Source organism: Sphingobacterium multivorum (genome assembly GCF_900457465.1).
GTDB classification, from domain to species: Bacteria; Bacteroidota; Bacteroidia; order Sphingobacteriales; family Sphingobacteriaceae; genus Sphingobacterium; species Sphingobacterium multivorum.
In genome coordinates this window covers 860,901-875,889 of the sequence record NZ_UAUU01000009.1, presented here as the reverse complement: position 1 = coordinate 875,889, position 14,989 = coordinate 860,901, and the positions used below count along the sequence as shown (strand labels likewise).

Here is a 14,989-nt window from a genome sequence, read left to right as displayed (position 1 = left end):
AGGTATCAGATCGTTTAAAATGAGACTAATATTTTGATTTATAAATTGATTAAAGGAAAAATATTTTCTAATTTTCATAAAACATTAGTCATATGTACGCTAAATTACTGCTGTTAGTAAACTGCCTGTTATTCGCTTTGCTGGCGTCGGCCCAGATCGATCAGACCTTGCAGAAACTGGATACTTACCATGAACGGCACATCAAGGAAAAGATTTATCTCCATTTGGACAAAAATGATTATTCGGCTGGCGAAACTATGTGGTTTAAACTTTACTGTACCACCGCCCCTTTTAATTATTTGAGCAACATCAGTAAAATTGCTAATGTAGAATTGATTTCTCCCACCAATAAGATCATTAAGAGTATCAAAATTCCTATTACACTCGGTCTAAGTATAGGCGACTTCAATCTGCCGGACACTTTGGAAGAAGGCTCCTACCGCGTTAGATCATTTACCCGATGGATGCAAAATGACTCTGTAGCCAATTTCTATGAACGCGTCGTCCCCATTACAAATGGTCGATCTGATCATATCATAACGAAAAGTGAACTGGTCAAAAACGGAACAGAAAACATGTTCCAGATTAATCTGAAAACCATTCAGGGAGCCCCGCTGATTAATAACAACATCAGTTATACCCTACAACCGAACAACAATAAAGAGAAATCCGGCCGACTGAAATCAAACGATAATGGAACAATAGCGCTGGAATTGAAAGATGATTTTAAAGGCGGGACACTGTCTTTACAATTTCTTTCGCTGGATAAAAGACGTATTCTAAAAAGTTTTGTCATCCCGGATCCAAACAACCAAAATAGCATCCAAATTTTCCCCGAAAGTGGCGAACTAGTCAACAACATATTATCCAAAACTGGGTTCAAAATCCTTAGCCCTAATGGTTTAGGAAAAAAAGCAAAAATAAAAGTTGTGGAGGAAAATCAAACAACAGTTGCCGATTTTGAAACCAATGCACTGGGAATGGGAAGTATCCCGCTCGTCTTACAGACAGGAAAAAAATACGTCGCTACAGCCCTCTTCGAAGATGGATCGTCAACAAGTGCGTCATTACCGCCTGTACAGAATTCCGGATATGTTCTAACCGTAAATTCGGTACTAAAGGATAAGATTGCAGCGCAACTTTCCGCTACTGCAGACTTGGTCAATGGCAAAGATATTTATCTAATAGCCCAATACAATGGCCTTGTACTTCATGCCGCCAAGCAGAAACTAAACGGAGCGGAGATCCTATTCAATATTCCCAAAAAAAACCTGCCATCCGGAGTTTTACAGTTGTCTATCTTAACAGACCAAATGATTCCTATTGTGGAAAGACTCGTGTTTAACTACAATACGACATCGACTTTACTTCCTGTCTCCGTAGAACTCAACAAACCCAGCTTCTCAACACGCGATAAAGTGATCGCAAATCTTTCCGTTAACTATGAAGATAGTGACACCACGAGGTTTGCCGCGCTTTCTGCATCAGTGGTAAACCTCAGTAAGGTTGATTCTACGACAGACCGTTATTATTCATCTATTGTCTCGGAGCTCCTATTGAAATCTGATCTTCGTGGCTTTATTGAACGTCCCAATTATTACTTTGAGGATTTAACGAACATTAAACTGACAGAGCTGGACAATCTTATGTTGATCCAAGGTTGGCGCAAGTTGGACTGGAAGAATTACATAAGTACATCAACAACTTCGCTCCTTCCTGAAAAAGGACTTACCATCGCTGGGACCATCAAGAAAACGGCCCGAAAGGCTGTGGTTCCAAATGCTAAAGTAACCCTAATACCGACGAGCAATATGTTGCTGAGTGTAGATACGCTGACAGACAATAATGGCCGATTTTCATTTGACGAACTTTTATTTGCAGACAGCGTCAAGTTTATTGTGACAGGTGATGGCCCTAAAGAGAAAAAAAGAGTTGATATTGTTATCGACAACCCGCTTACCCCTCCTCTAAATCCGAGTAAAGATCAACCCTTGTTGGTCAACGACATCAATACCACGCTGCTTACACAACTGAAAAATAGCCAACAATTCCTTGGCGAATTGGAAGCGGCGGGCATAATCCAAAAGAGCATTCGGTTGGAAGAGGTACAGGTCAATAGAGTACGAACAAATAAAGCTGACAAGAACTCCAGAAACCTCAATGGGCCAGGAAATGCCGATCAAGTGATCTCTGCAGACGAATTATCTGGCTGTGCTACATTTGCTCAATGCCTCAATGGACGGCTAAATGGTGTTATTTTTCGAAATGGAATCCCTTACAGCACAAGATCGATGAATAGTCCGATGCAAGTTGTTCTCGATGGAATGTATATTGAACCCGAGCAAATAGATATGATCAATACTGCGGACATTGCGAGTGTTGAAGTCTTGCGTAGCATTGGAAACACGGCAATTTATGGCATGTATGGAGGCAGTGGTGTTATTGTGATTACCAGTAAATCCGGAGATGCAATTGCTTCATCTTATACACCCACAGGCATTGTAACCATCACGCCAAAAGGGTTATATGTACCCCGAACCTTTTTCAAACCCCAATATGATGCAACAATCCAACATAAGCTTACACGCGATCTCCGGACAACAATCGCATGGGAACCAAATCTGATTACACAGAAAGAAGGAAAAACACATTTCGATTTCTTTACTTCTGACGAACCTGGGACTTACAAACTAACCGTTGAGGGAATAAGCATGGATGGAAAAATTGCTCATCTGGAGTATTTAATAGCGGTAAAACCACAATAGCAGCGCAAACAAATCGTTATATTTAAAAACAAGGTTATGCAACATATTAAAACCAAAATAGAAGATCATATTTTAAGTATTTTCCTCGACAGGGGGAAGTCAAATGCCATCGACACTCAGCTATTGAAGGAACTGATAGACACCTTGGAATCTTCCCAGCAAAATGAAGCCATTTATGGTGCACTATTGATTGGCAAGGAAAACTTCTTTAGCGCAGGACTCGATCTAATTACCTTATTCCAATACGATGAAGAACAGATTCAGGAATTCTGGAATTTATTCTTGGAGGCGACATCGCTACTGGCCGCTTTTCCAAAACCAATAGTTGCGGCAATATCTGGTCATAGCCCCGCAGGAGGCTGCGTACTTGCGCTCTGCTGCGATTATCGGATTATGGCCGAAGGGAATTTTGTGATTGGTCTTAACGAGATTCCTGTCGGACTAATCGTCCCTGAAAGTATATTTCAGCTTTATGCGTTTTGGATCGGAAAACGGAATGCGTATCAGAATTTGCTCGAAGGTAAATTGCTTTCTCCTGTAGAAGCAAAAACACAGGGTCTTATAGATGACATTGTTCCCGCTAATATACTCTTCAATACCGCAGCAAAAAAATTAAAACAGATCACGCAGTTCAACCAAAAGACATGGCAGACATCCAAATTGAACTTCCGAAAGGAAATAATCCTTAAATTGCGCGAGAATAGGGAAGAGACAATCCAGCGCATCCTCGAACAATGGTGGCTTCCGTCAACACGCTCTATTTTAAAGTCAATCATTGAAAACTTGACTTCAAAGAAGTAATATTAAACAAAATCATCATGAGAAATCTCTTTTTCTTTATTCTTATTTGTCTCACTGCTAGCACGATCTCCTGTAGAAATAGCAAAAAAGAGGATAAGGCTGTAAAAATCATTCAGGATTCAATTCCTGTGGATACCCTACAAAAACGTGACACGACTGAAAAGGAAGTAAAGAAAGAGAACTCCGAAACGCTGGAGGAGGTACTGGAGAAACTTGCCAAGGCATATGCAGAACAGGACAGTAAAACAATAAATTCCTATGTACATCCCAAATTGGGAATTTATATTATCTATCGTCCCGGCGCGCTAGACTCCTATGTGCACCAAAATAGCTTTAATTTTTCTAAACCTGTGCCAGAATATCATTCTTATGAAAAGTTAACGTACAAGGGCCCTTTGAAGTCCGGAAAACTACCTATTTTTGATTGTGGTACGATGAAGTGGGATAAATCCGGATTCTATTATGATAAAAAGTCCCGCCCTAATGAACTATCGCAAACAGCAAAGTTCATGAATGAAATTCTTGATGCCAAAATTAGTAATACTGAATTACAGCGACTAAGGAACATAGAATCCAGAAGTTATAGAGCCATTATGACCTCCAATGAGCATGAGGAACCTTTTGTTTTTCATGTGACAAAAGAGGGAGAAAAATGGTATATTACAGTCATAGACCGCGCTTATGCCGGATGTGACGCATAGTATTTTGTAAATTTTAACCAAACTTAACGATAATGAAAAATTTAGATAAGGACATACAAAAGAAAATCGAAGATTGGTTAACCCCAAGTTATGATGAAGGAACTCGAAAAGCAGTTCAGGATTTAATCGACAATAATGAGGAGACGGAACTTACGGATTCTTTTTACAAGGATCTTGAATTTGGAACCGGAGGTTTAAGAGGCATTATGGGCGTTGGCTCTAATCGTATGAATAAGTATACGATCGGCAAAGCAACTCAAGGATTAGCCAACTATCTAAAGAAACAGTTCCCAGATCAGGAGATTAAAGTAGCGGTATCTTATGACAGCCGTAACAATTCGCAGGCTTTTGGCCAGCTGGTTGCCAACGTGTTTGCAGCCAACGGCATCAAGGTACATCTGTTCACGGCATTGCGCCCGACCCCAATGCTGTCGTTCGCCATCCGCCATTTCGGCTGTCAGAGCGGTGTTATGCTAACGGCTTCGCACAACCCAAAGGAATACAATGGTTATAAGGCTTATTGGAATGATGGATGCCAGCTGACTGCGCCACATGATAAAAATGTAATCGATGAAGTAAACGCAATCAATGCTGTGAACGACATTAAATTTGAAGGGAACACACACAATATCATTCCCGTCGGCGATGAAATTGATCAGCTCTATATTGACGCCAATAAAAAATTAAGTATTCATCCTGAAGCGGTACTCGCTCAAAAAAACTTGAAAATTGTTTTTTCGCCGATACATGGAACCGGAATTACTATTGTCCCTAAAATGCTGGAAGCCTGGGGATTTGAAAATGTTTCAGTCGTTGCTGAACAAGCCACCCCTGATGGCAACTTTCCAACAGTAATCTATCCAAACCCCGAAGAGGAAGATGCGATGGCCTTAGCAAAGAAAAAAGGAGAAGAAATTGATGCTGATCTTGTATTAGCAACAGACCCTGATGCCGATCGTGTAGGTATTGCCGTAAAAAATAGTAAGGGCGAATTCCAACTGCTCAATGGTAATCAGATCGGAAGTCTACTGATATATTATGTCTTAAGCGCAAAAAATGAGCTAAAGCAGCTAGGGGCAAATCCTTATATTGTAAAGACTATCGTAACAACAAATCTAGAGTCAGAAATCGCAAAATATTTTCGGGTCCCTTGTTATGAAACCCTTACAGGCTTCAAATATATCGGTGAATTGATCACAAATTTAGGTGATTCAGCACAGTATCTGGTGGGCGGGGAGGAAAGTTATGGTTACCTAGTAGGTGATCTCGTGCGGGACAAAGATGCGCCGAACTCTTGTGCTTTCCTAGCCGAAATGACCGCCTATTTCAAAACAAAAGGAAAAACAGTTTACGAAGTCCTGTTAGATATCTACAAAGAATTTGGCTGTTATCAAGAAAAGCTCATTTCTCTTACAAAAAAAGGAAAAGCTGGTGCCGAAGAAATTCAAGCCATGATGAATGGCCTACGTCACAATCTACCAACGACACTGGGAGGAATAAAAGTCAAAGAAATCAGGGACTACCAACTTTCCCAAACCACAGATATGAGTACAGGGGAGCGAAGAGCAATCTCGTTACCGAAGTCTGATGTGTTACAATTTATAACAGTAGATGGCGATGTGATCTCTGCCAGACCCTCAGGAACAGAACCCAAGATTAAATTTTACTGTTCTGTAAAAGAAAACTTAACGGATACGGCAGATTATGTAGATGTGCAAACTGTTTTGGAAGAGAAGGTTGACCGTATGATGAAAGATATCGTAGGCTAATGGAAAAATGGAAACTATTATCCTCTGCATATATCTGTAAAGAGCCTTGGGCCACGCTACGTAGAGATACTTGTGAGCTTCCGGATGGACGGATCAACGATCATTATTACGTACTGGAGTATCCCGATTGGGTCAATATGATCGGAATTACTGAGCAGAACGAGCTTTTGGTCATTAAGCAATACCGCCATGGAGCCGGCATTATTGCATTGGAGATTCCCGCAGGGACAACAGAAGCGGGAGAAGATCCTAAAAATGCCGCTGTGCGTGAAATGCTTGAAGAAACAGGCTATCAATTTGATCAGATTGAAGAGATCGCCACACTTTATGCCAATCCGGCGACAAGTGGCAATATCACTTATACTTATCTGATGACAGGCGGCAAAAAAGTTCAGGAACAGGCATTGGATGAACATGAGGAAATCGATGTCTATCGTATACCGCTTGAAGAAGCGAAAAGGATGCTACTGGACAACAAATTCAACCAGGCACTCCATGCGAGTGCGCTATTCTATGCTTTTAATAAATTAGGCTTGTTATAAAACAAGCCTAATTTTATTCTGTTTTTTTCATTCATACTTTTAATTTTCACTAGCATGCTGATTTTTGTACCTTTGCGTCATGGCAAGAGAAATTTTTGAAACCAAACGAAAGGCCCTGAAAATAAATCTGAACCCAGAGATTTATGGAACCTTTGCAGAAATCGGTGCTGGACAGGAAGTCGCACGTAACTTTTTCAACGCAGGAGCAGCATCAGGCACAATTGCTAAAACAATGTCGGCTTACGACATGGCTTTCAGTGATGCGATTTATGGTGAAGAGGCTGATGGTCGTTACGTCAGCAGAACACGTTTAAAGAAAATGCTCTCCCATGAATTCGATCTTCTTACCCAACGGCTTCATGGCGATAAATACTGCAACAAAAAATTCTTTGCCTTTGCAGATACCGTAACAACGCTCAATTTCACGAAGACAAATGAACCTCATGGCTGGATCGGACTTCGCTTCCAGCATGAAGTGGGAGGCCCTACAAATGATATTATTGTCCATGTAAGACTGCTAGACAGCGACAACCAATTACAACAAAAAGTTTTAGGTATCATTGGTGTTAACCTGTTATTTGCAGCTTATTATTATACAGACAATGTGCAGACCATGATCGAATCATTGGTCGATAACCTTTCTGTTGGTTCCGTTGAGATTGACCTGGTTAAATTAAACGGACCGCTGTTTGAAAACGTCAACCAACGTCTCATCAACTTATACCTGATCGCAAAGGGATTTGCTAAAGCCGCAATATTCCAGCCTGATGGCAAAGCAGTACAAATCAAAGATTATCTGTACAAAAAGAACATTATTTTACTTCGTACCAAATACCGTCAGAAATCCCTTCCAAACTTTGATCTCTTCAATCTTGCCGTTGAACAGTTCAAAAAAAATACGGGTGCAACTGACGCAGACACCATTGTATTAATTGAGGTGCTGATGGGAATGTCCTGGAAGACACGCATGAAATTACGGGTGAGGACCTTCAGGAATTTGCTTCTAGAGCTGACGAATTATGTGCAACAGGCAATAATATTATCGTGAGCAACTTTAGAAGAAATAATCATTTAGCAGAGTTTATAAGCAACTTTAAGCCCAAAAACATTGGAATTGCAACCAACGTTTACAATTTAAAGAACATTTTCAATTCAGATAATTATAATAAAGAGCTATACACAAATGAACTCCTTTCCTATATCTCTGGAATGTTCAACAAAATGTGAAACTCTATGCATATCCTTATCTCTTGAAAAAGAAAATAAGATTATTACGACGCACAATATGCCGGTTTCTGAAGAAGCCAAACCTTTATTTGAATTCTTAATTAAAAACGGCTACATCATTGATATTGAAAATTACGACGAAAAATTTGTAAAAACCGTATAAGCAGATTATCTCCAAATTATAATTTATTATATAGCCCTATTTTCTTAAATTGGGCTATATTTATTTTTGTGCCTTATGAAGCAAGAAAATGTAATACTGGTTGACAGCAATGACAGGATGATTGGTAGCATGGAGAAATATGAAGCCCATGAAAAGGGCTATTACACCGTGCTTTTAGTGTATTTTTGTTCAATGAGCAAGACGAATTGCTCCTGCAACAAGAGCATTAAGTAATACCACTGTGGCGGACTTTGGACCAATAGCTGTTGCTCGCATCAGCGTCTGGGAGAAACTAACGTAGAGGCCGCCAAAAGGCGCTTAATGGAAGAACTGGGCATTACAGCAATGGACCTTCAAGATACCTTCTCGTTCGTTTATAAGGCTCAATTTGACAACGGACTTACGGAGCATGAATTCGATTATGTCTTATTTGGAAAATTTAATGGAACTCCAGAATTTAACGAAGAAGAAGTTGCCGAAACAAAATACATGAATCAACGGGAAATTCAAGATGCAATACAACAGGCACCCCAGCAGTTTACGCCCTGGTTCAAACTCATCTATGAACGTGCTTTTGATACGTATTTCAGTATATATAAAAACAAATTATAACGGTCATATACCATACAAAAAAGATCCTGCCTTTTAAAAAGCAGGATCTTTTTTTTCCTTTAGTTTAGCGAATCGCTATAAGAATTTTTTATAGATGGAATACAGAATTTTAAGATCATTCTCTCCCATGAACGCTGTATTTACGTCCTGCTGAACGTAGTGAATCTTAAATGCTTTTATTGCTGCATCCAGGTTACTCACATCGTATCCGATGATACGTAATGCCATTTTTGGGTTAAAGTCTGCTGGAGGCACCTCTAAATAGTCCTCATACCAAAAGCCGAATCCTTGATCAGCCAGTTTTTTCCAAGGAAAACGTGACGGATCATTTTTTCGGGTTGGTGCCAGATCCATATGTCCAATAAAATTTGCCTGCGGAATTCTATAAGTCGTTTTTAAATAAGTCAACAACTGCGTCAAGGCGTTTATTTGGGCATCGGTCCAAGGATCAGTAGTCCCATTATTATCGAGCTCGATACCAATGGAAGAAGAATTGAGGTCCGTATCATTGCCCCATTTCCCCAAGCCCGCATGATGTGCACGATAGAGGTCATTGACCATCTGCACTACTTGTCCATCCCGACCAACCACATAATGGGAGCTTACACCTGCTTTCGCGGAATGAAATGTACGGATGGTCTGTCCCAAGGAATCCTGTGCTGTATGATGAATAACAACAAAATTGGGCTTACGGATACCGAAATTAATCGAGGCGATCCATTGTTGATCTTTGACATTCACCTTCTCCAATTGACCGGTAACAGGCGATTGTTTATAGAGTTTTGACAATTCTTTTGCTTGCTTCTTATATACCTTTTCAGTCTTTGCGTATTTCCCCCCCGCACAGGAAGCCAATAATGCCGTTGCGACACAAAGATTGATGGAAAATTTTAGTATCTTCATATTGAAATGTTTCAGCACAAACTAAGGCAAATTTGCCAATAAAAACAAATTTATTAAGTCCATCTTATTGTCCGGGATATTTTCCAAACGCTCTTTTCTCATGCATATATGGGACAATGTTGGTTGTTAAACTGGGACAATACAGTTTAAAAAAAAGCCCAAACCAATGTTTGAGCTTTTCCCTATCAACTATGCATTTCTTCTTTATAGTATAATTACGTTTTTATTATTTTAGTGCGCTGAGGTTTAATTTTGTCAAAAAACCTTTTAGCTCGTCCAGGCTATACCCATTTCCCCGAAGGGTAATTAAATAGCGATCTTTCTCGAGATAACTTATTTCGGAACTTTTCGCCGTTGAGCCTTCCACTCCTTTGCTATCCGTTGTTTTTGCCCGTTTGCCTTCAAACTCGCCAGTTTTTTCTATTTCAGTATCTGTAATTTTCTCTGAATCTACCATGAAGCCCATTTGCGCTAAGCCCACAATTGCCGAAGCTGTCTCGCCCGCCCCATCAATAATATTGACTTTAATTTCCTTTTGGTTATCTACAGTATATGTCGCCTCTCCAGATACAACCTCTGCCCCATACATGGATCCGCCAGAATAGGAAGTTCTTTTTAAACCATCTAAGCTTTCCGGTAAAAAAGCCTTCAACTCTTCCGAACTTAATGGTTTTTCGGATTTAAGTTTGGCTTGAAGGTCTTCCAATTTTTTTGCTCCATCACTCAGGTTATCCAAGTTGGATACTCCTTTAACTACATCCGAAATCCCAGCCTCTTTCTCCTTAGCATCTTCACTCCCTTCACTGGATTTGCTGTTGCCGCAGCTCGCGACCAAAAGGCCCAGTCCTAAGAGAACAGGCATTACTTTCCATTGTCTTTTCATGATTATCAGTTTTAATTAAAACGCCAAAAAGAACAAAATAATATAATTAATCTAAATTTTAAAATCTGTTTGTATACGATCCTTCGCCGGTAGAATTTAACCAGAGTACCGTTCTATTTTTCTTTTACACACGCACCTGAACAGATTGCACAAAAAAAGGCCTCTATACGAATATAGAGGCCTTCATTATATTATAGCTACCGAGACTATGCTTCGGCGTACTCTTCAATTGATGGACACGAACAAATCAATGTACGGTCACCTTGAGAGTCGTTTACACGTCCTACCGAAGGCCAGAATTTACGTTCTCTTACATACTCCAATGGGTATGCGGCTGTTTGACGGCTGTAAGGTCTATCCCACTCGTCTGCGGTTACAACCGAAGCAGTATGTGGTGCATGTTTCAGTACATTGTTAGCTTGATCTACCGCTCCTGCTTCAACCGCTGCGATCTCTTCACGGATAGCAACTAATGCATCACAGAAACGATCCAATTCAGCCTTAGACTCAGATTCAGTAGGCTCAACCATCAATGTTCCTGCAACAGGGAAAGAAACAGTTGGTGCGTGGAAACCATAATCCATCAAACGTTTTGCAATATCTGCAACCTCGATACCAAAGTTTTTGAATCCACGGCAATCTAAGATCATTTCGTGTGCACAACGTCCGTTAGTACCTGAATAAAGTACTGGATATGCATTTTCTAAACGCGCTTTAATATAGTTTGCATTTAATATTGCTGTTCTTGTCGCATTTGTCAAACCTTCACCACCCATCATCGAAATATAGGCATGGGAAATAAGCAAGATTGATGCTGAACCAAATGGAGCTGCAGAAACGGCAGAGATGCCCTCTTCACCAGAAGTAGAAACCACTTCGTGGTTAGGTAAGAAAGGAACCAAGTGTTTTGCAACACCGATAGGCCCCATACCTGGACCTCCTCCACCGTGAGGAATACAGAATGTTTTATGGAGGTTCAAGTGACAAACATCAGCGCCAATATGGCCTGGGCTTGTCAATCCAACCTGTGCATTCATGTTAGCACCGTCCATGTAAACCTGACCACCATTTGCATGAACAATTTCACAGACTTCAATAATAGACTCTTCAAATACACCGTGTGTAGAAGGATAAGTCACCATCAGTGAGTTCAAGTTTGCAGCATGTTCAGTCGCTTTTGCTCTTAAATCTGGAATATCGATATTTCCCAATTCATCACATTTCACAACAACCACTTTCAATCCAGCCATAGAAGCAGAAGCAGGGTTCGTTCCGTGTGCAGAAGCAGGAATCAAACAGATATTACGTCCGTGATCACCACGGCTTTCATGGTAAGCGCGAATAACCATCAGACCAGCGTACTCGCCTTGTGCTCCTGAATTTGGCTGGAAACTCATCTTCGCAAAACCAGTGATCTCAGACAACCAATCGTTCAATTCGCCAATCATTTGCATATATCCAGAAGTTTGATCTGCAGGAGCAAATGGATGCAAACCACCAAATCTCGCCCATGTAACTGGCACCATTTCAGCTGTAGCATTCAATTTCATCGTACATGAGCCCAATGGAATCATCGAGTGGCAAAGCGATAAATCTTTTGCTTCCAACGATTTGATATAGCGCAACATCTCATGTTCAGAATGATAGCTATTAAAATTTGGATGTGTTAAGTAGGCAGAAGTACGTACTAAATCGGCAGGAATTGAAGAACCTAAATTCTCTTCTAATGCATCGAAATCTACGTCATTCAATGTTTTACCTTGAATTTTAGCAAATACTTTGACGATCGTCTTAATATCTTCGTATGTGGTTGTTTCGTCGATAGCAATTGAAACTTCCGAACCATTGTAATAGAAGTTTAATTCGTTATTTAATGCTTCAGATTTCAAAGCACCAGCATGTGCACCTAAGTCTACACGTAAAGTATCAAAATAAGCCGCATTCAATTGCGTATAACCCAACGACTGTAATGCTTGATCCAACAGATTGGCCAAAGCATTGATACGTGATGCTATATTTTTGATTCCTTCTGGGCCATGGTACACGGCATAGAAAGAAGCCATAATCGCTAAAAGAGCTTGTGCAGTACAAATATTTGAAGAAGCTTTATCACGGCGGATGTGTTGTTCACGAGTCTGCAAAGCCATACGCAATGCATACTTTCCATTTGAATCGGAAGTAACACCGATGATACGACCAGGGATATTACGTTTAAAGCTGTCGCGTGTCGCAAAATAGGCTGCATGAGGACCACCAAAGCCCATCGGTACACCAAAACGTTGGGAATTACCAACAACAACATCTGCACCCCATTCTCCCGGAGGCGTTAATAATGCTAAGCTCATCAAATCTGCCGCCGCACACACGGTAATATGCTTACTGTGAGCTGTAGCCGCAAATGATTTATAATCGACAATGGAGCCATCAGCAGCAGGATATTGAACAAATGCAGCAAATACATCGTCTGTTAATTCTGATTCAGCAATAGCCGCAATTTTAAGCTCGATACCAAAAGACAAAGCACGGGTCTTCAATACATCAATCGTCTGCGCATAGGCATTGTTCGACACCAAGAAAACATTAGCATCTTTATTTTTCCGAGCTGAATAAAGCATAAACATGGCTTCAGCTGCAGCCGTAGCTTCATCCAACAAAGAGGCATTGGCAATTTCTAAACCTGTGAAATCACAAATTACAGTCTGGAAGTTCAATAAAGCTTGTAACCTACCTTGTGCAATCTCCGCCTGATAAGGCGTATACTGCGTATACCATCCTGGGTTTTCAAATACATTGCGTTGAATGACGCCCGGAAGGATTACATCGTAGTAACCTTGACCAATAAAAGATTTAAAAACTTTATTTTTCTCAGCGATTTCCGCAATACGCTTTAAATAGGCTACCTCAGACAATGCTTTGGGAAGATTTAAAGGCTTTGGAGCACGAATTTGAGAAGGGACCGTTTGGTCAATAAGCTGGTCAATTGACGAAACGCCTAATTTAGCCAACATTTCATTCGCTTCAACTGGACTTGGGCCATTGTGGCGACTTTCGAATTTTTCTTGGAAGTGTATATTGCTCATGTGTGCAAAAAGTTAACGCTTATAGATAGTTAGCGACATAATAATTAGGCAATTAACTCTCTTATAAACAGTCGTTTTTTGGATGAGCAAAGATAGCAAAATAAATGACTGAAAACGAAGCAAAAAAGTGGATAAAAAGTCAGTTTTACTGAGCTACCGAAATGCAATCGATTGTCTTTGTCAATTAATTTTTGGAATAACCTCAAACATACAGGTTGTTCATTATAAATATAACAAACAATACAACAATCGCTTGCCACAATTTTAAAAAAAGATAGGGTTATCTGCTATTTCACCCCCGCATTTCTTTCATTACTTCACTATCCTTTTTGCAATGCCCATGAATTTTCAATAAATTAGTATATGTACCAATTGTAAAGTGACTTCGAAATAACGATATACACTTTTTTGCTAAGAACAACTGATATCAAGGGTATGTTGCGATCAGAAATCTTAACAAAGAAAACATTATCCAGCTAGGGAAGCATCTCTTTTGACAAATGTAAATTATCACAAAAAACGAATATCATTTCTTTTTAACGAATATAAAACAGCGAAGTAACGATTATAAACCATGAGAAAACAGGTAACAGACAGCGTTCTTTTAGTAAGACCCTCTGTCTTCCGTAAAAATGAACAGACTGCGGTCAACAACTTCTTCCAAAAGGATATCGAAAATCTCAGTACAGAAGAAGTCAACAAAGAAGCGCAAGGAGAATTTGACGCGCTAGTAAATGAATTGAAGTCACATGGAATTTTGGTGACTGTCATTCAGGACGACGAAAAATCAGAAAGCCCCGACAGTATATTCCCCAATAATATTGTCTCCTTTCATCAGGATGGAAAAATAATTTTCTATCCTATGTTTGCTCCAAATCGTCGAAAAGAACATTTATTGGATTTCGAAGGTCCATTGAAGCAAAACGGTTATTATGTAAAACTAACTAAGGATCTCAGTGAAGCCGAAAACAACAAACAATATCTGGAAGGCACTGGCGCACTCGTTTTGGACCGTGCGCACCGTATAGCCTACTGTGCCTTATCCGAAAGGGCAGACAGAAGTATGCTCGATGAATATTGCAGAACTGAAAACTATACACCTGTTGTATTTCACGCCTTCCAAACTGTCCATGGAGAGCGGAGACCTATCTATCACACCAATGTGGTGCTAGCCGTAGGCGAAGACTTCGCTATCTTATGTCCGCAGGCAATTGACGATCCCGCCGAGCTCAAAACCCTGCTGAAAAGTTTGAAAGATACAGGCAAGGAGATCATTGAAATCAACGAGAACCAACTCGAATCTTTTGCGGCAAACTGCCTCCAAGTGAGAAACAAATATGGGAATCGGTTTATTGTCCTGAGCAATCAGGCTTTATCCTCATTGACTTTATACCAAACAGCGCAATTAGAAAAGCATGGCAAAATTATTCATCAGGATCTTCATGTTATCGAAACATGTGGTGGCGGAAGTGTGCGTCACATGATGGCCGAAGTTTTTCTTCCGAAAGAAAAAGTCCTTGTATAGCGATTAAAGATCTGCCTA

9 protein-coding genes and 2 pseudogenes are annotated in these 14,989 nt (G+C 40.2%); 8 read left to right on the top strand and 3 right to left on the bottom strand.

Annotated features, from left to right (window positions below; all coding sequences use genetic code 11):
• The first annotated feature begins 92 nt into the window (after nt 1–92).
• From DTA23_RS15340 to DTA23_RS29245, 7 genes and pseudogenes are all read left to right on the top strand, one after another.
• Nucleotides 93–2,765: a carboxypeptidase-like regulatory domain-containing protein gene (locus tag DTA23_RS15340; RefSeq protein ID WP_112375193.1), complete on the top strand. Its 2,673-nt coding sequence runs from the start codon at nt 93–95 to the stop codon at nt 2,763–2,765.
• A gap of 36 nt (nt 2,766–2,801) precedes the next feature.
• Nucleotides 2,802–3,566, top strand: a complete 765-nt coding sequence (locus DTA23_RS15335) for an enoyl-CoA hydratase/isomerase family protein (protein ID WP_112375192.1) — start codon at nt 2,802–2,804, stop codon at nt 3,564–3,566.
• 17 nt (nt 3,567–3,583) lie between these two features.
• The gene (locus DTA23_RS15330) at nt 3,584–4,267 is read left to right on the top strand and encodes a hypothetical protein (RefSeq protein ID WP_112375191.1); all 684 of its coding nucleotides are present in this window, start codon (nt 3,584–3,586) and stop codon (nt 4,265–4,267) included.
• 32 nt (nt 4,268–4,299) lie between these two features.
• Nucleotides 4,300–6,036, top strand: a complete 1,737-nt coding sequence (locus DTA23_RS15325) for a phospho-sugar mutase (RefSeq protein ID WP_112375190.1) — start codon at nt 4,300–4,302, stop codon at nt 6,034–6,036.
• Nucleotides 6,036–6,578 (top strand): NUDIX hydrolase, encoded by a 543-nt coding sequence (locus DTA23_RS15320; protein WP_112375189.1) that lies wholly within the window; start codon nt 6,036–6,038, stop codon nt 6,576–6,578. The genes DTA23_RS15325 and DTA23_RS15320 overlap by 1 nt, the downstream gene beginning before the upstream one ends.
• A gap of 79 nt (nt 6,579–6,657) precedes the next feature.
• Nucleotides 6,658–7,968 (top strand): annotated as a pseudogene (locus DTA23_RS15315) (nicotinamide mononucleotide adenylyltransferase).
• Nucleotides 7,969–8,217: 249 nt separating this feature from the next.
• Nucleotides 8,218–8,580: pseudogene (locus tag DTA23_RS29245) on the top strand (isopentenyl-diphosphate Delta-isomerase); the annotation flags it as partial.
• Between the two features lie 75 nt (nt 8,581–8,655).
• Here the strand turns inward: DTA23_RS29245 and DTA23_RS15305 are convergent.
• The 3 genes from DTA23_RS15305 to gcvP all read right to left on the bottom strand — a co-directional run bounded on the left by DTA23_RS15305 (nt 8,656) and on the right by gcvP (nt 13,446).
• Complete coding sequence (locus DTA23_RS15305) at nt 8,656–9,483, bottom strand: N-acetylmuramoyl-L-alanine amidase (protein WP_112375188.1); 828 nt, start codon at nt 9,481–9,483, stop codon at nt 8,656–8,658.
• Nucleotides 9,484–9,709: 226 nt separating this feature from the next.
• Nucleotides 9,710–10,366 carry a hypothetical protein gene (locus DTA23_RS15300; RefSeq protein WP_070562550.1) on the bottom strand — a complete coding sequence of 219 codons (657 nt, stop codon included), beginning with the start codon at nt 10,364–10,366 and terminating at the stop codon, nt 9,710–9,712.
• A 206-nt stretch (nt 10,367–10,572) separates the two neighbouring features.
• Nucleotides 10,573–13,446: an aminomethyl-transferring glycine dehydrogenase gene (gene gcvP / locus DTA23_RS15295; protein WP_112375187.1), complete on the bottom strand. Its 2,874-nt coding sequence runs from the start codon at nt 13,444–13,446 to the stop codon at nt 10,573–10,575.
• A 574-nt stretch (nt 13,447–14,020) separates the two neighbouring features.
• On the opposite strand from gcvP, the gene ctlX reads away from it, so the two are divergent.
• Nucleotides 14,021–14,971 carry a citrulline utilization hydrolase CtlX gene (gene ctlX, locus DTA23_RS15290; protein WP_112375186.1) on the top strand — a complete coding sequence of 317 codons (951 nt, stop codon included), beginning with the start codon at nt 14,021–14,023 and terminating at the stop codon, nt 14,969–14,971.
• The last annotated feature ends 18 nt before the right edge of the window (nt 14,972–14,989 follow it).

Coding starts and splice junctions, on each gene's coding strand:
- DTA23_RS15340 (WP_112375193.1), top strand. CDS start 93: ATGTACGCTAAATTACTGCTGTTAGTAAACTGCCTGTTATTCGCTTTG.
- DTA23_RS15335 (WP_112375192.1), top strand. CDS start 2,802: ATGCAACATATTAAAACCAAAATAGAAGATCATATTTTAAGTATTTTC.
- DTA23_RS15330 (WP_112375191.1), top strand. CDS start 3,584: ATGAGAAATCTCTTTTTCTTTATTCTTATTTGTCTCACTGCTAGCACG.
- DTA23_RS15325 (WP_112375190.1), top strand. CDS start 4,300: ATGAAAAATTTAGATAAGGACATACAAAAGAAAATCGAAGATTGGTTA.
- DTA23_RS15320 (WP_112375189.1), top strand. CDS start 6,036: ATGGAAAAATGGAAACTATTATCCTCTGCATATATCTGTAAAGAGCCT.
- DTA23_RS15305 (WP_112375188.1), bottom strand. CDS start 9,483: ATGAAGATACTAAAATTTTCCATCAATCTTTGTGTCGCAACGGCATTA.
- DTA23_RS15300 (WP_070562550.1), bottom strand. CDS start 10,366: ATGAAAAGACAATGGAAAGTAATGCCTGTTCTCTTAGGACTGGGCCTT.
- gcvP (WP_112375187.1), bottom strand. CDS start 13,446: ATGAGCAATATACACTTCCAAGAAAAATTCGAAAGTCGCCACAATGGC.
- ctlX (WP_112375186.1), top strand. CDS start 14,021: ATGAGAAAACAGGTAACAGACAGCGTTCTTTTAGTAAGACCCTCTGTC.